The organism is Myceligenerans indicum (assembly GCF_016742955.1).
GTDB lineage: Bacteria > Actinomycetota > Actinomycetes > Actinomycetales > Cellulomonadaceae > Myceligenerans > Myceligenerans indicum.
Window position 1 is genome coordinate 46,650 of the sequence record NZ_JABBYC010000016.1, and the last position, 18,633, is coordinate 65,282.

Here is an 18,633-nt window from a genome sequence, read left to right on the forward strand (position 1 = left end):
ACCGGCGATCGTAGTCATCGCGCGATCCGGCCGGGGCGCCGGCCGCGGCGGATCGCCCATTCGGCCACCAGGGCATTCAGGACCCATGCCAGCGTCATGAGGACCGTGTTGACGACCAGCGTCGAGGGCGCACCCGGCTGCGGCGCGGCGATCACGAACCACGGGCCGAGCAGCAGAGTCTGCGTGCCGGCGCCCATCGCGAGTGCGTAGGCCCGGGTCATCCACGCGCCGTGCGTGACGTAGTCGTGACGGAGCAGCGCGCGGACCGCCAGGACGAGAGCGGCCAGCATGAAGGTCCCCACGGCGAGGCGGGCGCCGTTGACCACCGCCGTGTCCTTGGCCGGAAGGTCGTAGAACACCGTCATCCACAGGCCGGACAGCGCGGTCGCGAAGGCAGCCGGGATCAGCAGAGTCCCGGCCGCCCTATGCCAGCCGTTGTGACGGCGCCGGAGGCCGGGGGAGAACTGGAACGCCCCCAGCATCGAATAGGTCACGACGGCCAGGACGTGGACCACCACGGGCACGGGGGCCTCGACGAACCGGGCGTTCTCCGCGGTGACGGCCGGGTCGCCTGCGAGCTCTGTGAGGCGCGCGGTGCCGGCCAGCGCGGGGACGAGGGAGAGCAGGACGAGACCGGAGGGGATGAGCCAATCGGCCCGTCGCATCGGCGGGTGGGTCCTGACGGCTTGGCGGGTGGTCGTGGAGGACATTCCCCGAGTCTCCGTGCGGGGCGCTCGCGGGGGTATCGGCCATCCGGTCGGTCTTCACCGGCCGGATGGCCGAGGTGAGCGACGCCGTCGATCGCTGTCGGCCGGCGTGCCGCCACCTTGTCGCGGGTGCGTGTCGCTCCGTCAGGGCAGCAGCACAACCTTGCCCGTCGTCGCACGGCCCTCGAGCGCGCGGTGTGCCGCGACGGCGTCGGAGAGCGGGAACCGCGCCCCGACCCGTACGTCCAGCTCGCCCGACGCCGCCGCGCCCAGCACCTCCGCGGCACGCCACTCGAGTTCGCCGCGTGTCGCGAGGTAGTGCCGGAGCGTCGGCCGGGTCAGGTACAGAGAGCCCTTGCGGTTCAGCACCTGGGGGTCCAGCGGCGGTACGGGCCCCGACGAGCCGCCGAACAGCACCATCGTGCCGCGTGGCCGGAGCGAGTCCAGCGACGCGCCGAAGGTCGCCCTGCCGACGCCGTCGTACACGACGTGCACACCCTGGTCGTCCGTGAGCCCGCGGACGGCCGCGGGCAGCTCGGTCGCCAGATCGGACATCGCCGCGTAGTCGATCGTGTGTGCGGCGCCCGCCGCTGCCGAGAGCGCCGCCTTCTGCGGCGTCGAGACCGTCGTGATGACGTGCCCGCCGCGGGCCACGGCGAGCTGCGTGGCCAACAGCCCGACTCCTCCCGCGCCGGCGTGCAGCAGCACGTCGTGCCCCGGGCCGACCTTGAACGTCGAGGCGACCAGGTAGTGCGCCGTCATGCCTTGCAGGGGGAGTGCCGCAGCGGTCTCCAGGTCGAGCCCGGCGGGAACGTGGATGGCCTGCGCGGCGTCCACGGCGGCGAGCTGCGCGTAGGAGCCCGGAGCCTCCGCCCAGGCCACCTCGTCGCCGACGGCGAACCCCTCGACGCCGTCCCCGACCGCCTCCACCGTCCCCGCTCCCTCGGACCCGACCACGTGCGGGAACTCCATGGGATACGTGCCAGAGCGGCGGTAGGTGTCGATGAAGTTCACACCGGCGGCCGCGACGCGGACCAGGAGCTGGCCCGCACCGGGGTCGGGGTCGGGCACCTCGTCGTAGGACAGGACCTCCGGACCGCCCGCCTCACGGGCTCTGACTGCACGCATGGTCCGACCCTACGGCGAGGAACAGTCGACGGCGATCGCCTTCACCGACGCCCGCGGCCGCGGCGGGACACACGGGTACCGTACGTTCCGTGACCCGAATCATCCGGCCGCTGGCCGACGCCGACTGGTCCTCCGTCTGGCCGATCGTCGAGGCCGTGTGTCGCGAGGGCGAGACGTACGTGTACCCGACGGACATCACCGAGGAACAGGCCCGGAGCTACTGGCTGGAGTCGCCGCCGGGCGCCGTCGTCGTGCTGGAGGAGGACGGCGAGATCCTCGGCACGGCCAAGATGGGTCCCAACCGTCCTGGTCACGGGGACCACATCGGCACGGCGTCGTTCATGGTGGCGGAGGCTGCCCGTGGCCGTGGCCGTGGCGTGGCACGGGAGCTGGGCGAGCATGTCATCGCGTGGCACCGGGAGCACGGCTTCCGAGGCATCCAGTTCAACGCCGTGGTCGAGTCCAACGCGCCGGCCGTGCACCTGTGGCGCAAGCTCGGGTTCGAGATCGTCGGGACGGTTCCGGGCGCCTTTCGCTCGCCCGCTCACGGCGAGGTCGGACTGCACGTGATGTTCCTGCCTCTGGCCTGAGCGCCCCCTGGCCTGGGCGCCCCCTGCCCTGAGCGCCGCGGGCCGATGGGTGACCAGCGCCGCCCTATGCGTGCTGTGACGTCTCGTGGCCGATGTGCCCGGCGGGCTCCAGCTGGAACGTCGAATGCTCGATGCTCACCGCGAACTCGGTGGCGACGCACTGTTGCAGCGCGTCCAGGACCTGCGGTGCGCAGCCTTCCCGGAAGCACTCGTCGTGGACGACGACATGTGCCGACAGCGTCGGCAGGCCGGTGGCGACGAGCGAGGCGTGCAGGTCGTGCACCTCCGCAACGTGGTCCACGGCGAGCAGGCGGTCTCGCACCGCACCCAGGTCGAGCCCAGGCGGCGCGGTCTCCAGCAGAACCGAGGCCGTCTCGAGCAGGAGCCGCACGGCGCGCGGCACGATGAGTGCGGCGATCAGGAGGCCCGCCACGGCATCGGCACGCTGCCACCCGGTCGTGGCGATGACCACCGCGGCCACGATGACCCCGACGGATCCCAGCGCGTCGTTCAGCACCTCCAGGAACGCGGCGCGCAGGTTGTACGACGCCGACCGGGCGCCGACCAGCACCGCGAGCCCCACGAGGTTCCCGACGAGTCCGAGCACGCCGAAGGCCAGCAGTTCCGCGCCGGGCACGTCGGCAGGCTCGACGAGCCGGATCACGCCTTCGACCAGCGCGTAGACGCCGACGGCCAGCAGCACCGCGGCCTGTGCGAGGGCGGCGAGCACCTCGGCGCGGCGGAATCCCCAGGTGCGCTGCGCGGTGGGCGGCCGCAGCGCGAGCGTGGCGGCGACGAGCGCGATGCCGAGTCCCGCGACGTCGGTCAGCACGTGTGCGGTGTCCACGAGCAGGGCGAGGCTGCCCGTGAGCCAGGCGCCGACGGCCTGCGCGACGAGGATGACGGCGCCGACGGTGAAGGCGATCGTGAGCCGTCGCCGGTGTCCGGGCGCGCCGGGGTCACCGGTGTGGGCGTGGTCGTGTCCGTGCTCAGTCATCGTGGCCATCCTCGGGCAGCAGGACCTGCCGCGCCTCCCGGCCCGCGCGGGCTGTGGACGGCCCGGTCCTCACCGCGTGCCCCCGTCACGCCCGTGGACGGGGCAGAGGGCCACCGCGGTGCCGGTGAGGGCGAGCAGGCTCTCGGCGGACGCCAGGAGGTCGAGTGTCGCCTCGGGCCGGGCGAGCGAGTACACCGAGGCTCGGCCCTCCGGGCGGACCGTGACCAGGCCGCAGTCCCGCAGGCACGCGAGATGCTTGGAGACCGTGGACTGAGCGAGCCCCAGGTGGCGTGTCAGATCGACCACCCGGTGCTCGCCGAGCGCCAGATGCCGCAGGATGGTCAGCCGGGACGGGTCCGAGAAGCCGTGGAAGAGGTGCGCGGCCGCAGCGAGCGGGTCGGCGGCTCCGGCTTCGTCGGGGTGCGGTCCGGCAGGACCGGGTTCCGGGGCCCTGGTGACCTGATTGATCGACATATGGCGATGCTATCGCCGATCGGCGTCCGGACTCAAGGGTGCCACGGCGGCGGGAGCTTGAGGGTCGCCGTATAAGTATGTAGACTCCCGAATATGTCTTCCACGATCCGCGTCGCCGTCGCGGGTGCGTCCGGGTACGCAGGCGGCGAGATGCTGCGGCTCCTCGCCGCGCACCCGCTGGCCGAGGTCGGTGCGGTGACGGCCCACACCTCCGCCGGCTCGTCTCTCGGTGAGCACCAGCCGCACCTGCGCTCGCTCTCCCACCGCGTCATCGAGCCCACCACGCCTGAGGTGCTCGCCGGGCACGATGTCGTGGTGCTCGCCCTGCCGCACGGCGCGTCCGGTGAGATCGCGGCGCGGCTGCCCGGTGACACCCTCGTCCTGGATCTGGGTGCGGACCACCGGCTCACCGATGCCGACGCGTGGCGGGCGTTCTACGGCAGCGAGCACGCCGGTTCCTGGCCGTACGGCCTGCCGGAGCTCATCGTCGCGGGGGACGGCTCCGGATGGACGGCCGGCAGGCAGCGGGACCGCCTCCGGGGCGCCACCCGCATCGCCGTACCCGGCTGCAACGTCACGGCGGTCACGCTCGGCCTGCAGCCCGGCATCGCGGCCGGACTCATCGACCCGGCCGACATCGTCGCCGTCCTGGCCAACGGCTACTCCGGTGCGGGCAGGAGCCTCAAGCCGCACCTGCTGGCAAGTGAGGGACTCGGTTCGGCCCGGCCGTACGCCGTCGGTGGCACGCACCGGCACGTCCCGGAGATCGTGCAGAATCTGCGTGTCGCGGGCGCGCCGGACGTGCGGCTCAGTTTCACGCCCACCCTCGTCCCGATGGCGCGCGGCATCCTCGCCACGGCCACGGCGCCGCTGGCTGCGGGGATCGACCCGGCTGCCGCGGCCCAGGCGGTCCGCGAGGCGTGGGCCACGGCGTACGCGGGGGAGCCGTTCGTTCAGCTCCTTCCCGAGGGGCAGTGGCCCAGTACCGGCATGACGCAGGGCGCCAACACCGCGCTGGTCCAGGTCGCCGTGGACGAGGCCGCGGGACGTGTGGTCACCGTGACCGCGATCGACAACTTGGTCAAGGGCACCGCGGGGCAGGCCGTCCAGGCCATGAACATCGCACTCGGGATGCCGGAGGCCAGCGGCCTCGATGCCGAGGGAGTCGCACCATGAGCGCCGGGTACGAGCCCGGCGGACAGCGGACGGGCCTGGCGGTCGCCGGGACGAAGACGTCCACGACGAACGCGGTCACGACCGGCGCGGCAACGGCAAGCGCACCAATGGCGAAAGCGGCCACGACAGGAGGAGCACAGTGAGCGTCACCGCCGCCCGGGGATTCCGGGCCGCCGGCATCACGGCCGGGCTCAAGGATTCCGGCAGGCCGGACCTGGCACTGGTGGTCAACGACGGCCCGCAGTTCGCGGCCGCCGCGGTGTTCACCTCCAACCGCGTGGTCGGCGCCCCGGTCCTGTGGTCGCGCCAGGCCGTCAAGGACGGCGCGGCGCGCGCCGTCGTGCTCAACTCCGGTTCGGCCAACGTCTGCACCGGGCCGGGGGGCTTCCAGGACGCGCACGCCACGGCCGAGGCGGTCGCCGGCAGCCTGGAGATCGGCGCGATCGACGTGCTCGTCGCCTCGACCGGCGTGATCGGTGTGCGCCTGGCGCGCGAGAAGCTGCTCGCCGGTATCCCCGTCGTGTCGGAGGCTCTGTCGAGCGACGCGGCCGCGGGGCAGGCGGCCGCCGCGGCGATCATGACCACCGACACGGTGTCCAAGACGGCCACCCGCACCATCGAGACGCCGCATGGTGTGGTCACCGTCGGCGGTATGGCCAAGGGGGCAGGCATGCTCGCCCCGGCGCTGGCCACGATGCTGTGCGTGATCACCACCGACGCCGTCGTCCCGCACGAGGAGGCCGATGCCGCGCTCCGGGCGGCGACCCGTGCCACCTTCGACCGCGTGGACTCGGACGGCTGTCAGTCCACGTCGGACACCGTCGTCCTCATGGCCTCCGGTGCGTCCGGCGTGGAGCCGGGGCGCGACGAGTTCGCCGTCGCTGTCCGGGAGGTCTGCGCGGACCTCGCCCAGCAGCTCCTGTCCGACGCCGAGGGCGCGGCCCACGACATCGCCATCACGGTGAAGAACGCCACCACCGAGGACGCGGCGCTCGCCGTGGCCCGGGCGGTGTCGCGGTCCAATCTGGTCAAGACCGCGATCTACGGCAACGACCCGAACTGGGGCCGCATCCTGGCGCAGGTCGGCACGGTGCCGGAAGGCGTGGCGCCGTTCGATCCCGAGGTGCTCGACATCTACGTCAACTCGGTAAAAGTGTGCCAAGCGGGTGGTGCTCACGAGTCGCCGGAGAAGGTAGACCTGGCCTCCTCCCGGAAGGTCGCGATCGACATCGACCTGCACGCCGGTGGCGCCGAGGTCACCCTCTGGACCAACGATCTCACGCACGCCTATGTCGAAGAGAACAGCGCGTACACCTCATGAGTGCTTCCCCGAACAGCGCGGTCCTGGCCTCCCTGACCGCGGACCAGAAGGCGGAGGTCCTGGTCGAGGCCCTCCCGTGGCTGCAGGAATTCGCCGGTGCGCTCGTCGTGATCAAGTACGGCGGAAACGCCATGGTGCGCGACGACCTCAAGGCGGCCTTCGCGCAGGACATGGTGTTCCTGCGGCAGGTGGGGCTGAAGCCGGTCGTCGTGCACGGCGGCGGGCCGCAGATCACCGCCATGCTCGACCGGCTCGGGATCGAGTCCGAGTTCCAGGGCGGCTTGCGCGTCACCACCCCCGAGACCATGGAGGTGGTGCGCATGGTGCTCACCGGCCAGGTCTCCCGCGAGCTCGTCGGCCTCATCAATGCCCACGGCCCCAACGCCGTGGGCCTGAGTGGTGAGGACGGCGGCCTGCTCGGCGCCGCGCGGCGGCACGCGACGGTCGACGGCCAGCCGGTCGACGTCGGACTCGTGGGTGACGTCGTGCAGGTGGACCCGCAGGCCGTGCAGGACCTGCTGGACGCCGGCCGGATCCCCGTGGTCTCCACCATCGCCCCCGACATCACCGATCCGACCCAGGTGCTCAACGTGAACGCCGACACCGCCGCGAGCGCCCTCGCGGTTGCGCTGGGCGCGAAGAAGCTGATCGTGCTGACGGACGTGGAGGGCCTGTACACGGCGTGGCCGGACAAGGACTCGCTGGTGGAGCAGATCGCGGCGCCGGATCTGAGGGCGCTGCTGCCGAGCTTGGCCTCGGGGATGATCCCGAAGATGGAGGCGTGCCTGCGGGCGGTCGACGGCGGTGTGCCGCGGGCGACGGTGATCGACGGCCGGCAGCCGCACAGCGTGCTGCTGGAGGTCTTCACGGCGCGCGGGAACGGAACGATGGTGGTGCCCGCGCCGGCGGACGGGGATCTGGCCGGGGCGGAGCAGGAGGCGATGTCGGAGGTGGTGCCGGAATGAACGATCTGACGACGGCGGCGGGTGCCGGTTCGCCGGACCGCGCGCACGGTGCGGTGGAGCAGGCCGAGGCCACGACGGGTGCGGCCTGGACGGACCGCTACTCCGGGGCGGTGATGGACACGTTCGGTCCGCCGCAGCGGGTCCTGGTGCGCGGTGAGGGCGCGTACGTGTGGGACGCGGACGGGAAGCGTTACCTGGACCTGCTGGCGGGGATCGCGGTGAACGCGCTGGGGCATGCGCATCCGACGCTGACGGCGGCGATCAGCGCGCAGCTGGGAACGCTGGGGCACACGTCGAACTTCTTCGGGACGCCCACGCAGATCTCGCTGGCCGAGCGGCTGCTGGCGCTGTCCGGCGCGCCTGCCGGGTCACGGGTGTTCTTCACGAACTCGGGCACGGAGGCGCTGGAGGCTGCGTTCAAGATGACGCGGCGGGTGCCGGCCGCGGGTATGGGGGCCGTGACTGGCGTGGTCGAGGGCGGCCGGGTCGCCGACGGTCACCGTACGCGGGTCCTCGCGCTGGAAGGGGGTTTCCACGGTCGGTCGATGGGCGCGCTGGCGCTCACGCACAAGCCCGCCTACCGCACGCCGTTCGAGCCGCTCCCCGGCGGGGTGGAGCATCTGCCGTTCGGTGACTCGGCGGCCCTGGAGGAGGCGTTCGGTCCAGAGGCGGTCGCGGAGCGGGGCGCGGTGGCGGCCTTCGTCGCGGAACCGTTGCAGGGCGAGGCGGGGGTGCGCCCGCTGCCGCCGGGCTACCTGGCGCTGGCTCGCCGCCTCACGCGTGAGCACGGGGCGTTGCTCGTGCTGGACGAGGTGCAGACCGGGATCGGCCGCACCGGTGAGTGGTTCGCCTTCCAGCATCCGGATGTCCTGGGTGCTGCTGCGGGTGCCGGCCTCGCCGGCACGTCCGGTGCGGACCTGCTGCCCGATGTCGTCACGCTCGCGAAGGGGCTGGGCGGCGGCTTCCCCGTCGGTGCCGTGATCGCGTTCGGTGAGGGGCCGGCGCGGTTGCTCGGCCGAGGTCAGCACGGTTCGACGTTCGGCGGCAACCCGGTCGCCGCGGCGGCGGGGCTGGCGACGCTCGGCGTGATCGAGCGGGACGGTCTGCTCGACCAGGTGGTCGAGACGGGGCAGCTGCTGCGCCGCGAGATCGAGGCCGGCGGCAGCCCGCTGGTGAGGGGTGTGCGCGGGCGTGGTCTGCTGCTCGCGGTGGAGCTCACCGCTCCGGTCGCCCCGCAGGTGGTCGCCCGTGCCCTGGATGCGGGGTTCATCGTGAACGCGGTCGCTCCGGATGCGGTCCGGCTGGCGCCGCCGCTCATCCTGACTGCCGACCAGGCGCGCGAGGCCGCGGCGTTCTTCGCCGGCCTTCCGGCCGGGATCGCTGCTGCCGACGAGCCTGCCGGGCCCGGCACGCCTTCGGGAACCGCCACACCTTCGGGAACCGCCACTGCCGGCGCCGCCGTCGGCCCTCAGACCCAGACCGAGGAGACCTCATGACCGTCCGCCACTTCCTGGCCGACGACGACCTCACGCCCGCACAGCAGCGAGAGGTCCTCGACCTCGCGATGACGCTGCGCGCCGACCGGCTTGCCCGCCGTCCTCTGGAGGGACGCCGGGACGCCCCGGGCGCCGTCGCCTTCATCACGGACAAGCCGACGCTGCGTACGCAGGTCTCGTTCGCGGGTGCGATCGCGGACCTGGGCGGGTACCCGATCGTGGTGGACGGCAACCTGGCGCAGATCGGCACGCGCGAGTCCATCGAGGACACGGCGCGCGTGCTGGGCCGTCAGGTCGCCGCGATCGTGTGGCGCACCTACGGGCAGGACCGCCTGGAGACCATGGCGGCCCACGCGGGCGTCCCCGTGGTCAACGCGCTGACCGACGACTACCACCCCTGCCAGATCCTCGCGGACCTGGTCACCGTCGCGCAGCACCGCGGGGGAGTGGCGGCGCTGCCGGGCACCACCCTCGCGTACGTGGGGGACGCCGCGAACAACATGGCTGCCTCCTACCTGCTCGGCGGTGCCACCGCCGGAATGCACGTCCGCGTCGGGGGCCCCGAGGGATTCCAGCCCGACGCCGACGTGCTGGCCCGTGCCGCGAGGATCGCCGAGACCACGGGAGGCTCGGTCACCGCGGTCACCGACCCGCGGGCCGCCGTGGCGGGGGCGGACGTCGTCGCCACGGACACCTGGGTGTCCATGGGCGACGACGCGGCAGGGAGGGAGACCGTCTTCCAGCCGTACCAGGTCGACGCGGGCCTGCTCGCCGGGGCCGCCTCCGACGCCGTCGTCCTGCACTGCCTGCCCGCCTACCGGGGCAAGGAGATCACCGACGAGGTGCTGGAGGGCCCCCGGAGCGTCGTCTGGGACGAGGCCGAGAACCGTCTGCACGCGCAGAAGGCGCTGCTGGCCTGGCTTCTGCAGGAAGGGGCGCGCGGATGAGCGGCACACCACGACCGTCCTCGGACGGTGCGCCGGCCGACCTGGTGTGGGGCGACGACAACACTCCCGCCGGAACGGTCACCGTCCCGACCACGAAGGCCGCGCGGCACGCACGCATCCTGGACATCATCGCGCACACGGCGATCCGCTCCCAGGCCGATCTGGCCAGGGCGCTCGCGGCTCACGGCGTGAAGGTGACCCAGGGCACGCTGTCGCGTGACCTCATCGAGCTGCGGGCCGAGAAGGTGCGTGGCGCCGACGGGTCTCTCGTCTACGCCGTGCCGGGCGAGGGCGGGGACCGCAGCGTGCAGGCCGACCAGGACGTCGAGTACCTGGCGGCGCGGCTGGCGCGCCTGGCCACCGAGCTCCTCGTCTCGGCGGAGGCGTCCGGCAACCAGGTGGTGCTGCGCACCCCGCCCGGCGCGGCGCAGTACCTGGCGTCCGCGATCGACCACTCCCTGTTCCCCGGAGTTCTGGGCACCATCGCGGGGGACGACACCATCCTCGTGATCGCCCGCGACGCCGACGGCGGCACCGAGCTGGCCCAGCGCCTGCTCGCACTGTCCGCCTCAGCGCATTCTGCTTGAATCGACACCAACGAACCACGGAAGAGAAGAACCAATGACCGAACGCGTCGTGCTCGCCTACTCGGGCGGCCTGGACACCTCCGTCGCCATCGGCTGGATCGGTGAGGCCACCGGAGCCGAGGTCGTCGCCATGGCCGTCGACGTCGGCCAGGGTGGCGAGGACCTCAACGTCATCCGTAAGCGCGCGCTGGACTGCGGCGCCGTCGAGGCGTACGTCGCCGACGCGCGCGAGGAGTTCGCCGACGAGTACTGCATGCCGGCACTGCAGGCCAACGGCTTGTACCTGGACAAGTACCCGCTCGTGTCCGCGATCTCGCGCCCGCTGATCGTCAAGCACCTGGCCCGCGCCGCCCGCAAGTTCGGCGCCACGACCGTCGCGCACGGCTGCACCGGCAAGGGCAACGACCAGGTGCGCTTCGAGGTGGCCACCACCTCCCTGGCCCCGGACCTGAAGACGATCGCGCCCGTGAGGGACCTCGCCCTGACCCGCGAGAAGGCCATCGAGTACGCCGAGAAGAACGACCTGCCGATCGCCACGACGAAGAGCAACCCGTTCTCCATCGACCAGAACGTGTGGGGCCGCGCCGTGGAGACGGGCTTCCTCGAGGACATCTGGAACGAGCCCACCAAGGACGTCTACTCCTACACCGACGACCCCACCTTCCCGCCCGTCGCGGACGAGGTCGTCATCACGTTCGAGCAGGGCATCCCCGTCGCGATCGACGGGGTGGCCGTCACCCCGCTCCAGGCGATCCAGGAGATGAACCGCCGCGCGGGAGCGCACGGCATCGGCCGGATCGACATCGTCGAGGACCGGCTCGTGGGCATCAAGTCCCGCGAGATCTACGAGGCTCCCGGCGCCATGGCCCTCATCGCCGCCCACCAGGAGCTGGAGAACGTCACGGTCGAGCGCGAGCAGATGCGGTTCAAGCGTCAGGTCGAGCAGCGCTGGACCGAGCTCGTTTACGACGGCATGTGGTTCAGCCCCCTGAAGAAGTCCCTCGACGCGTTCATCGGTGACACGCAGAAGTACGTGTCCGGGGACATCCGCATGGTGCTGCACGGCGGCCGCGCCACCGTGACCGGCCGCCGGTCCGACTCCTCGCTGTACGACTTCGGTCTCGCCACCTACGACGAGGGTGACACCTTCGACCAGTCGCACGCCCGCGGCTTCATCGAGATCTACGGCCTGGCTGCCAAGCAGGCGGCCGCGCGCGACGAGAAGTTCGGGAACGGGGAGGACCTCGGATGAGCGAGGGATCCTCCGCGGCCCGGGGCGGCTCCGCGTCCTCCGGCGACGTCGTGCAGACTGCCGGAACGGCCGCCGGCACCCACGTCGCGGCCACCTCGGGGGAGCCCGTCGCCCTGTGGGGCGGACGCTTCTCGGGCGGCCCCGCCCCGGAACTCGCGGCCCTGTCGCAGTCGACCCACTTCGACTGGAAGCTCGCCGGCTACGACATCGCAGGCTCCCGGGCGCACGCCCGCGTGCTGCACGGGGCCGGCCTCCTGTCCGACGACGAGCTGGCGGGCATGAACGACGCCCTGGACGTGCTCCTCGCCGATGTCGAGTCCGGAGCCTTCCTCCCGGTCCTCGGCGACGAGGACGTGCACACCGCGCTCGAGCGCGGCCTCATCGAGCGTGCCGGCGGCGACCTGGGGGGCAAGCTGCGGGCCGGACGGTCCCGTAACGACCAGATCGCCACCCAGGTTCGCCTGTACCTGCGGGACCACGCCCGCGTGATCGCCACCCAGGTGCTCGGCCTGGTCGACGCGCTCATCGAGCAGTCCGTGGCCGCCGGGGACGCGCCCATGCCGGGCCGCACCCACCTGCAGCACGCCCAGCCCGTGCTGCTCGCCCACCATCTGCTCGCCCATGCGTGGCCGCTGCTGCGCGACGTGGACCGGCTCATCGACTGGGACGTGCGCGCCGCCCGGTCCCCGTACGGCTCCGGCGCGCTCGCCGGCTCCTCGCTCGGGCTCGACCCGTCGGCGGTGGCCGAGGACCTCGGTTTCGACGGCCCGGTGGAGAACTCGATCGACGGGACCGCCGCACGGGACGTCGTGGCCGAGTTCGCCTTCGTGTCCGCGATGATCGCCGTGGACCTGTCCCGGCTCTCGGAGGAGATCATCCTCTGGAACACGAAGGAGTTCGGGTTCGTCACGCTCGACGACGCCTGGTCCACCGGGTCGAGCATCATGCCGCAGAAGAAGAACCCGGACATCGCCGAGCTCGCCCGCGGGAAGGCGGGCCGGGTGCTCGGGGACCTGACGGGCCTGCTGGCCACGCTCAAGGGCCTCCCGCTCGCCTACAACCGTGACCTGCAGGAGGACAAGGAACCGGTCTTCGACCAGGTCGAGACCCTCACGGTCCTGCTGCCGGCGTTCACCGGGATGGTGTCCACGCTCACGTTCCACACCGACCGGATGGCCGAGCTCGCCCCTCAGGGTTTCGCGCTGGCCACCGACATCGCCGAGTGGCTCGTGCGTCAGGGTGTGCCGTTCCGCGTCGCGCACGAGGTCGCCGGCGCGTGCGTGCGCGAGTGCGAGCAGCGCGGGATCGAGCTGTGGGACCTGACGGACGAGGACCTGGCGGGGCTCTCCGAGCACCTCACCCCCGAGGTGCGCACCGTGCTCACGGTCGAGGGCTCCCTCGCGTCCCGTGACTCGGTCGGGGGGACGGCTCCCGCCCGCGTCATCGAGCAGATCGAGCAGGCCAAGGAGCGCTCCGCCGAGTACCGGCTGTGGGCTCAGCCCCTGGACGAGTTCCCGTCCCCGGAGAGCCTCCCGGACGACGAATGACCGTCTCGCCCGAGGTCCTGGGTGGCCTCCTGGACCGGGTCCGGTCCGCCGACGCGCGCCTCGTCTGCGTCGACGGACCGGCCGGTTCCGGCAAGACGACGCTCGCCGCACAGCTCGCGGACGCGCTCGAAGCCCCGGTGGTGCACATGGACGACCTCTACGAGGGCTGGGAACCGGGCCCCGGAGGCGGCGCCGATAACCTGCGGGTCTGGGTGCTGGAGCCGCTCGCCGCGGGCGCACGGCCCCGGTACCGCCGCTACGACTGGGTCGACCAGCAGTGGGCCGAGTGGCACGAGGTCCCGCCCGCGACCCACGTGATCGTCGAGGGCTGCGGCTCCGCGGCACGGCAGGTCGACGCCTTCCCCGCCGGCGTCCTGCGCATCTGGGTCGAGGCCGACGACGGCGAGCGCCTGCGCCGCGGACTGGCCCGCGACGGGGAGACGGCCCGTGACCACTGGCTGCGCTGGATGAAGGACGAGGCGGACCACTTCTCCCGCGAGGACACCCGCGCCCGCGCGGACGTCCGTCTCGACGGATACGGCCGGCCCGTTCCGGGCTGACCTGCGGCGTGTCCCCGGCCGCCCCCGGCGTGCCCCTCCGACCGCATCTCGCAGACCGCATCTCGCGGCGCGCGTCCTGCCCACTCGTCGAATACCTAGATCAACAATGCCTCGCTCTGCTAGGGTCTTAACCCCTAGCAGTCCTAGGCATCGGAGATCTGAGTGCACATCGACAAGGACCTGGTCGCCGCCTCGGCGACCCCGCTCGTCCTCGGCATCCTCGCCGACGGCGAGTCCTACGGGTACGCCATCGGCAAACGCGTCGCCGAACTCTCCGGCGGCCGCATGCAGTGGACCGACGGCATGCTCTACCCCCTGCTCCACCGCCTCGAACGACAGGGACTCATCGAGGCCTCGTGGGGCACCGCCGACAACGGCCGCCGCCGCAAGCACTACACCATCACCCAGGACGGCCGCGACGCCCTCGCCGAACGCCAGGAACAGTGGAGCGTCGTCGCCGACGCCCTCAAGCAGGTGTGGCAGGACCTGTCCGACGGCTCCGCCGGCCTCCCCGCCCCTCGGACCGCACAGGGGTGGGCATGATGAACGACGACGCACTGCGCACCGGCCTCGAGGCCCAGATCGACCAGTGGCGCGGCTTCGTGCGCCGCCGCCGCGCCATCACGTCCGCGGATGCCGCCGAGATGGAGGACCACCTGCGAGAACAGGTCGCAGACCTGAACGACGGCGGCCTCGACGACGACGAGGCGTTCCTCGTCGCCGTCAAGCGCATGGGCAACCTCGACGAGGTCTCCCACGAGTTCGCCCGCGAGCACTCCGACCGGCTCTGGAAGCAGCTCGTCCTCGTCCCCCAGGGCACTCCCGACGACGGCGCCCCGGGCGGAATCGGCCGGTTCCGGGACCTCGGCGTCCTCCTGTCGCTGGCGATCGGTGCCGGCATCGCGCTCAAGATCCTGCTCATGAGCGCCACCGACGAGACCACCCTCCTGCTCAACGGGCCGTTCCTCGTCCTGCCCTTCCTCGCCGCGTACTTCGCCTGGAAGCGAGCCCTGCCCTTGCGCGCCACGGCCGTGCTGCTGAGTGCCGCCGCCATACTGGCGCTGATCGTCAACCTGTACCCGTTCGACCTGGGCGACCCCACCGACCCGTACCCGCAACCCGGCATGACGGTCCTGCTCGCCGCGCTGCACGCCCCGGTCGTGCTGTGGCTCCTCCTCGGCGTCGTCTACGCGGGCGGGCACTGGCGGTCCGACGCCCGGCGCATGGACTACGTCCGCTTCACCGGCGAACTCCTCGTCTACCTCGCCCTCATCCAGCTCGGCGGGATGGTCCTGACAGGCCTGACGTTCGGCGTCCTGAGCCTGGTCGGCATCGACTTCGACCCGTTCGTCCAGGACTGGCTGCTCCCGTTCGCGCTGCCCGGCGCCCTCCTGGTGGCGGCCTGGCTGGTCGAGGCCAAGAAGAGCGTCGTGGAGAACATCGCGCCCGTCCTGGCCCGCGTCTTCACGCCCCTGGCGGCGCTCATGCTGCTCGCCATGCTCGTGGCGCTCCTGGCCGGCGGCCCCCTCGAGTCCGTCGACCGCGAACTGCTCATCCTCATGGACGCCGTCCTGCTGGTCGTGCTGTTCCTCCTGCTGTACTCGATCTCCGCCCGCGACCCGCTCGCCCCGCCCGGGATCTTCGACCAGCTCCAGCTCCTGCTCGTCGGCGCGGCGCTCGCGGTCGACGCGGTCGCCCTGACGGCGATGCTGGTGCGCATCGCCGAGTTCGGGTTCACGGCGAACAAGGTGGCGGCCCTCGGCCTGAACCTGATCCTGCTGGTGCACCTGGCCTGGGCGGGCCGGCTCACGTTCGGCTTCGTGCGGGGCTCCAGGACGTTCGTGGCCACGGAGCGCTGGCAGACCGGATACCTCCCCGTCTACGGCGCCTGGGCCCTGGTCGTGGCGGTGGCGTTCCCGCCCCTGTTCGCCTTCGCCTGACCAGCCCGCCGCACCGCCGCCGCGCCGCCGTCGGAGACCCGCCCAGGCGTCCACGGCGGCGGCGCGGCGCTCGCGGGGGACGCCCGGGCAGGTGCGGGAGAATCGTCTGCGTGCGTGACTTCTTCGACCGGCCCGTCCTCGACGTCGCCCGCGACCTGCTGGATGCTCGGCTGACCGTCCGCGGTCCGGACGGAGCCGTCACCGTCCGGCTCACGGAGGTCGAGGCGTACGACGGCGAGGGCGACCCCGGCTCGCACGCCTACCGCGGCCGCACCGCCCGGAACGCGACGATGTTCGGTGCGGCCGGGCACCTGTACGTGTACCGGCACCTGGGCCTGCACCACTGCGCCAACATCGTGTGCGGCCCGGAGGACAGGGCCTCGGGCGTGCTGCTGCGCGCGGGGGAGGTGACCGGCGGTGTCGAGCTGGCCCGCGAGCGCCGTCTCACCACCGGTGTGGTGCGTTCGGACCGGGACCTGGCGCGCGGTCCGGCCCGCCTGACGGTCGCGTTGGGGATCGACCGTACCGACGACGGCGTGGACGTGCTGGCGGAGCAGGGGCGCGTCATGCTGGTCCCGCGTGCCGGGGTGCTGCCGGTGGCGAATGACGCCCCGGAGCGGCGGCGCGCGGAGGCCGGCGCCGTGATGACCGGGCCTCGTGTCGGCGTGTCGGGCGACGGCGGCCGTGCCGACCTGTTCCCCTGGCGCTTCTGGCTCGACGGCGAGGCGACGGTCAGCGACTACCGGGCGGCTGCTCCGCGACGTCGCCGTGCGGCGGCCACCGGCGCCGTGCCTCCGGCCGCCGGCGACGCGTCTCCGGCCACCGGTGGCGGGGCCCCCGCCCCGGCCGCTCCCGTCTGACGGGTCCGGCCGGGCGGGACGCGCTCACCCGTGGACCGAGGCGGACACCAGCCAGGCGGTGACCAGGACGACCGCGACCATCAGCCCGGTCTCGAGCCCGGCCGTGCGCTCCATCCGGCTTGCCGCCCGGTGTGCGGACCGCGCGGTGCGTCCTGGCCTCTCCAGGTGCGGCACCAGGCGGAAGTGGCTGTACGCGCCCACCAGCCCGACAACGGCGACGAGGCCCACCTTGGCGAGCAGGAGCAGGCCCCAGGTGGTCTGCCAGAGCTGGGCGGGGTGGTCCAGGACGGCCACGGCGAGCACGATCCCGGCGAAGCCGAGGACGACGACCGACACTCCAGCCACGACGGAGAACCGCGCGCCCAGCAGTCCGGCGTCGAGCATGCGCCCGTCCTTCCGACGGCGCCGCAGCACGACGGCGGTCATCACGAGCCCACCGACCCAGGCGGACGCGGCGGCGAGATGGGCGACATCCGTCGTGATGACCAGCCAGGGCACCGCTCCGGTGAAGCTGTGGCCGTCCATCACGTGTCCCGTCCCGGCCAGGGCGGTCCCGGTGATCGCGAGCCACGAGCCGGCCAGGGTGCGGCCCACGCCGGCCAGGACGGCGACTGCTCCCGCGGCCTGCAGGACGAACACCCAGCGTGTCGGTCCGGCGAGCGCGTAGCCGTAGGCGTCCGGGGAGACGACGGCGGACAGGTCTCCCTGTGCGATGACCACCGTGCGGGCGACGAGCCGGACCGCGAGACCCGCGAGGATCAGGATGCCCGTCCACCGCACGACGGTGAGTGCGGCCGGGACGTCCACCCGGTCGGAGCCGCGGAGCACGGTCGGGGCGAAGATCAGGCCGCCCGCGGCGACGAGAAGACCCCAGAGGGCGGCCGCGTTGCCGAGCCGCGCGAGCAGGCCCGCGATCGTGGAGGTGGCGGATCCGGCCTGGTGCGCGGATCCGTCGTCCGGGCCGGAGGGTTCCGTCGCGTCCTCGTGCGCCGTCCCGGCGTCTGCGTCCGCCCCTGCGTCCTCGTCGCCGGCTGCCCCTGTCGGCTCCGGGTCCTGCGGTTCCGCGGAGGCGTCCTCCTCGGGCTCCGCGGCCGGCGGCGCCCCGGTCACGGTGAACGTCAGGGTCCCCTGCAGAGGGTGGCCGTCCTGGGCGGCGACGCTCCACGCCGCGCTGTACTCACCGTCGGTCAGCGGTTCCTCGGGGGTGGCGACGACCACCGCACCGTCCTGCTGCTGCGTCACCTCGGCCGGGACGTCGCCGTCCGGACCGGTCAGGACCACCGCGTCGCCGAGCGGCGTCACGGGCAGCGTGTACGTCAGGGTGAGCGCCGCGAGGGGGCCGTCGTGGGTGGCGCCGTCGGCGGGATCGGTAGAGACGAGTTCGGTGTGCGCGGCGGCCGGCGGGGCGCCGAGCAGCAGTGCGATCAGAGCGACCGCGACTGCGGCGAGCCACCGTGGCGCACCTGCCGCCCCGTCGCGTGCCGCTGGCAGGTGCGCAGGGCGGACGGCGGGCGTCGCGCGGGTCATCCCTGGCCTCGCGGGGACGTCACGTCCTGCTCGAGCATGTCGCCCATGCGCTCGATCTCGTCGCTCTGCACGCGCGCCATCTCGCTCGCGAGCGAGGTCATCTCGGCGTCGGATCCGCCGTCGGCCGCGTTCCGGGCCATCTGGACGCCGTGCCGGTGGTGCTCGATCATGCCGCGCAGGAACTCGGCCTGGATGTCGGCCGAGGTGCGGCCGGCGAGCGCCTCGGCGTCGACCTCGGGCGGTGTGCCGTCCACACGGCCGAGGTCTCGTGCGGCGAGCCAGTCGTTCATGGTCGCGTTCTCGTCCGTCTGGGACGTCTCGATCGCCTCGGCCAGCGCTCGCACGTCGGCGTCGACGCCGTCGACCTCCAGGAGCGTGCGGGACAGGGCGATCGCGTCGGCGTGGTGCGGGATCATCATCCGCGCGAACATCGCGTCGGTGGAGTTGTAGCCGTCGTCCGGCGGGGTGTCGCCGGCGGAGCAGCCGGCCAGTGCGAGGGCGGCGGCCGCGGCGAGCGTCGTCGCGGTGATTCGGGTTCTCATTGATGCCTCTCGGGATC

General features: G+C 72.7%; 19 protein-coding genes. 13 read left to right on the top strand and 6 right to left on the bottom strand.

What is annotated here, in order from left to right; all coding sequences use genetic code 11:
• Window positions 1–14: 14 nt before the first annotated feature.
• Complete coding sequence (locus HGK34_RS11020) at window positions 15–710, bottom strand: DUF2306 domain-containing protein (RefSeq protein WP_201847122.1); 696 nt, start codon at window positions 708–710, stop codon at window positions 15–17.
• Window positions 711–851: 141 nt separating this feature from the next.
• Window positions 852–1,835, bottom strand: a complete 984-nt coding sequence (locus HGK34_RS11025; protein ID WP_201847124.1) for a quinone oxidoreductase family protein — start codon at window positions 1,833–1,835, stop codon at window positions 852–854.
• Between the two features lie 89 nt (window positions 1,836–1,924).
• On the opposite strand from HGK34_RS11025, the gene HGK34_RS11030 reads away from it, so the two are divergent.
• Complete coding sequence (locus HGK34_RS11030) at window positions 1,925–2,425, top strand: GNAT family N-acetyltransferase (protein WP_307815908.1); 501 nt, start codon at window positions 1,925–1,927, stop codon at window positions 2,423–2,425.
• A gap of 64 nt (window positions 2,426–2,489) precedes the next feature.
• On the opposite strand, the gene HGK34_RS11035 is transcribed toward HGK34_RS11030, so the two are convergent.
• Window positions 2,490–3,422: a cation diffusion facilitator family transporter gene (locus HGK34_RS11035; protein WP_201847126.1), complete on the bottom strand. Its 933-nt coding sequence runs from the start codon at window positions 3,420–3,422 to the stop codon at window positions 2,490–2,492.
• A gap of 69 nt (window positions 3,423–3,491) precedes the next feature.
• Entirely contained in the window at window positions 3,492–3,896 is a 405-nt protein-coding gene (locus HGK34_RS11040; protein WP_207193374.1) for an ArsR/SmtB family transcription factor, read from the bottom strand.
• 93 nt (window positions 3,897–3,989) lie between these two features.
• Between HGK34_RS11040 and argC the strand changes: the two genes are divergently transcribed.
• From argC to HGK34_RS11100, 12 genes are all read left to right on the top strand, one after another.
• On the top strand, window positions 3,990–5,072 hold the full coding sequence (gene argC / locus HGK34_RS11045; RefSeq protein WP_201847128.1) for an N-acetyl-gamma-glutamyl-phosphate reductase: 1,083 nt from the start codon (window positions 3,990–3,992) through the stop codon (window positions 5,070–5,072).
• Between the two features lie 139 nt (window positions 5,073–5,211).
• Window positions 5,212–6,393, top strand: a complete 1,182-nt coding sequence (argJ, locus tag HGK34_RS11050) for a bifunctional glutamate N-acetyltransferase/amino-acid acetyltransferase ArgJ (RefSeq protein ID WP_201847130.1) — start codon at window positions 5,212–5,214, stop codon at window positions 6,391–6,393.
• On the top strand, window positions 6,390–7,358 hold the full coding sequence (gene argB, locus HGK34_RS11055; RefSeq protein WP_201847132.1) for an acetylglutamate kinase: 969 nt from the start codon (window positions 6,390–6,392) through the stop codon (window positions 7,356–7,358). The genes argJ and argB overlap by 4 nt, the downstream gene beginning before the upstream one ends.
• Window positions 7,355–8,854 (top strand): acetylornithine transaminase, encoded by a 1,500-nt coding sequence (locus HGK34_RS11060; RefSeq protein WP_201847134.1) that lies wholly within the window; start codon window positions 7,355–7,357, stop codon window positions 8,852–8,854. The genes argB and HGK34_RS11060 overlap by 4 nt, the downstream gene beginning before the upstream one ends.
• The gene (gene argF, locus HGK34_RS11065; protein WP_201847136.1) at window positions 8,851–9,801 is read left to right on the top strand and encodes an ornithine carbamoyltransferase; all 951 of its coding nucleotides are present in this window, start codon (window positions 8,851–8,853) and stop codon (window positions 9,799–9,801) included. The genes HGK34_RS11060 and argF overlap by 4 nt, the downstream gene beginning before the upstream one ends.
• Window positions 9,798–10,388: an arginine repressor gene (locus HGK34_RS11070; RefSeq protein ID WP_201847138.1), complete on the top strand. Its 591-nt coding sequence runs from the start codon at window positions 9,798–9,800 to the stop codon at window positions 10,386–10,388. Before argF ends, HGK34_RS11070 begins: the two co-directional genes overlap by 4 nt.
• A gap of 34 nt (window positions 10,389–10,422) precedes the next feature.
• Window positions 10,423–11,640 (top strand): argininosuccinate synthase, encoded by a 1,218-nt coding sequence (locus tag HGK34_RS11075; protein ID WP_201847140.1) that lies wholly within the window; start codon window positions 10,423–10,425, stop codon window positions 11,638–11,640.
• Window positions 11,637–13,187: an argininosuccinate lyase gene (argH, locus tag HGK34_RS11080; protein WP_201847142.1), complete on the top strand. Its 1,551-nt coding sequence runs from the start codon at window positions 11,637–11,639 to the stop codon at window positions 13,185–13,187. Before HGK34_RS11075 ends, argH begins: the two co-directional genes overlap by 4 nt.
• Window positions 13,184–13,747 (top strand): uridine kinase family protein, encoded by a 564-nt coding sequence (locus HGK34_RS11085; protein ID WP_201847144.1) that lies wholly within the window; start codon window positions 13,184–13,186, stop codon window positions 13,745–13,747. The genes argH and HGK34_RS11085 overlap by 4 nt, the downstream gene beginning before the upstream one ends.
• Before the next feature lie 162 nt (window positions 13,748–13,909).
• A complete protein-coding gene (locus HGK34_RS11090; RefSeq protein WP_201847146.1) occupies window positions 13,910–14,290 on the top strand; it encodes a PadR family transcriptional regulator in 381 nt (126 codons plus the stop codon).
• Window positions 14,290–15,687: a permease prefix domain 1-containing protein gene (locus tag HGK34_RS11095; protein WP_201847148.1), complete on the top strand. Its 1,398-nt coding sequence runs from the start codon at window positions 14,290–14,292 to the stop codon at window positions 15,685–15,687. The genes HGK34_RS11090 and HGK34_RS11095 overlap by 1 nt, the downstream gene beginning before the upstream one ends.
• A gap of 101 nt (window positions 15,688–15,788) precedes the next feature.
• Window positions 15,789–16,547 (top strand): DNA-3-methyladenine glycosylase, encoded by a 759-nt coding sequence (locus tag HGK34_RS11100; protein ID WP_201847191.1) that lies wholly within the window; start codon window positions 15,789–15,791, stop codon window positions 16,545–16,547.
• A 24-nt stretch (window positions 16,548–16,571) separates the two neighbouring features.
• On the opposite strand, the gene HGK34_RS11105 is transcribed toward HGK34_RS11100, so the two are convergent.
• Window positions 16,572–18,074, bottom strand: coding sequence for a copper resistance CopC/CopD family protein (locus tag HGK34_RS11105; RefSeq protein ID WP_201847150.1), 1,503 nt, complete (start codon window positions 18,072–18,074; stop codon window positions 16,572–16,574).
• On the bottom strand, window positions 18,071–18,616 hold the full coding sequence (locus HGK34_RS11110) for a DUF305 domain-containing protein (protein WP_201847152.1): 546 nt from the start codon (window positions 18,614–18,616) through the stop codon (window positions 18,071–18,073). Before HGK34_RS11110 ends, HGK34_RS11105 begins: the two co-directional genes overlap by 4 nt.
• Window positions 18,617–18,633 lie beyond the last annotated feature (17 nt).

Bases quoted from the DNA above. Each gene is read 5' to 3' on its own strand.
- HGK34_RS11020 (WP_201847122.1), bottom strand. From the start codon at position 710: ATGTCCTCCACGACCACCCGCCAAGCCGTCAGGACCCACCCGCCGATG.
- HGK34_RS11025 (WP_201847124.1), bottom strand. From the start codon at position 1,835: ATGCGTGCAGTCAGAGCCCGTGAGGCGGGCGGTCCGGAGGTCCTGTCC.
- HGK34_RS11035 (WP_201847126.1), bottom strand. From the start codon at position 3,422: ATGACTGAGCACGGACACGACCACGCCCACACCGGTGACCCCGGCGCG.
- HGK34_RS11040 (WP_207193374.1), bottom strand. From the start codon at position 3,896: ATGTCGATCAATCAGGTCACCAGGGCCCCGGAACCCGGTCCTGCCGGA.
- argC (WP_201847128.1), top strand. From the start codon at position 3,990: ATGTCTTCCACGATCCGCGTCGCCGTCGCGGGTGCGTCCGGGTACGCA.
- argB (WP_201847132.1), top strand. From the start codon at position 6,390: ATGAGTGCTTCCCCGAACAGCGCGGTCCTGGCCTCCCTGACCGCGGAC.
- HGK34_RS11060 (WP_201847134.1), top strand. From the start codon at position 7,355: ATGAACGATCTGACGACGGCGGCGGGTGCCGGTTCGCCGGACCGCGCG.
- argF (WP_201847136.1), top strand. From the start codon at position 8,851: ATGACCGTCCGCCACTTCCTGGCCGACGACGACCTCACGCCCGCACAG.
- HGK34_RS11070 (WP_201847138.1), top strand. From the start codon at position 9,798: ATGAGCGGCACACCACGACCGTCCTCGGACGGTGCGCCGGCCGACCTG.
- HGK34_RS11075 (WP_201847140.1), top strand. From the start codon at position 10,423: ATGACCGAACGCGTCGTGCTCGCCTACTCGGGCGGCCTGGACACCTCC.
- argH (WP_201847142.1), top strand. From the start codon at position 11,637: ATGAGCGAGGGATCCTCCGCGGCCCGGGGCGGCTCCGCGTCCTCCGGC.
- HGK34_RS11085 (WP_201847144.1), top strand. From the start codon at position 13,184: ATGACCGTCTCGCCCGAGGTCCTGGGTGGCCTCCTGGACCGGGTCCGG.
- HGK34_RS11095 (WP_201847148.1), top strand. From the start codon at position 14,290: ATGAACGACGACGCACTGCGCACCGGCCTCGAGGCCCAGATCGACCAG.
- HGK34_RS11105 (WP_201847150.1), bottom strand. From the start codon at position 18,074: ATGACCCGCGCGACGCCCGCCGTCCGCCCTGCGCACCTGCCAGCGGCA.
- HGK34_RS11110 (WP_201847152.1), bottom strand. From the start codon at position 18,616: ATGAGAACCCGAATCACCGCGACGACGCTCGCCGCGGCCGCCGCCCTC.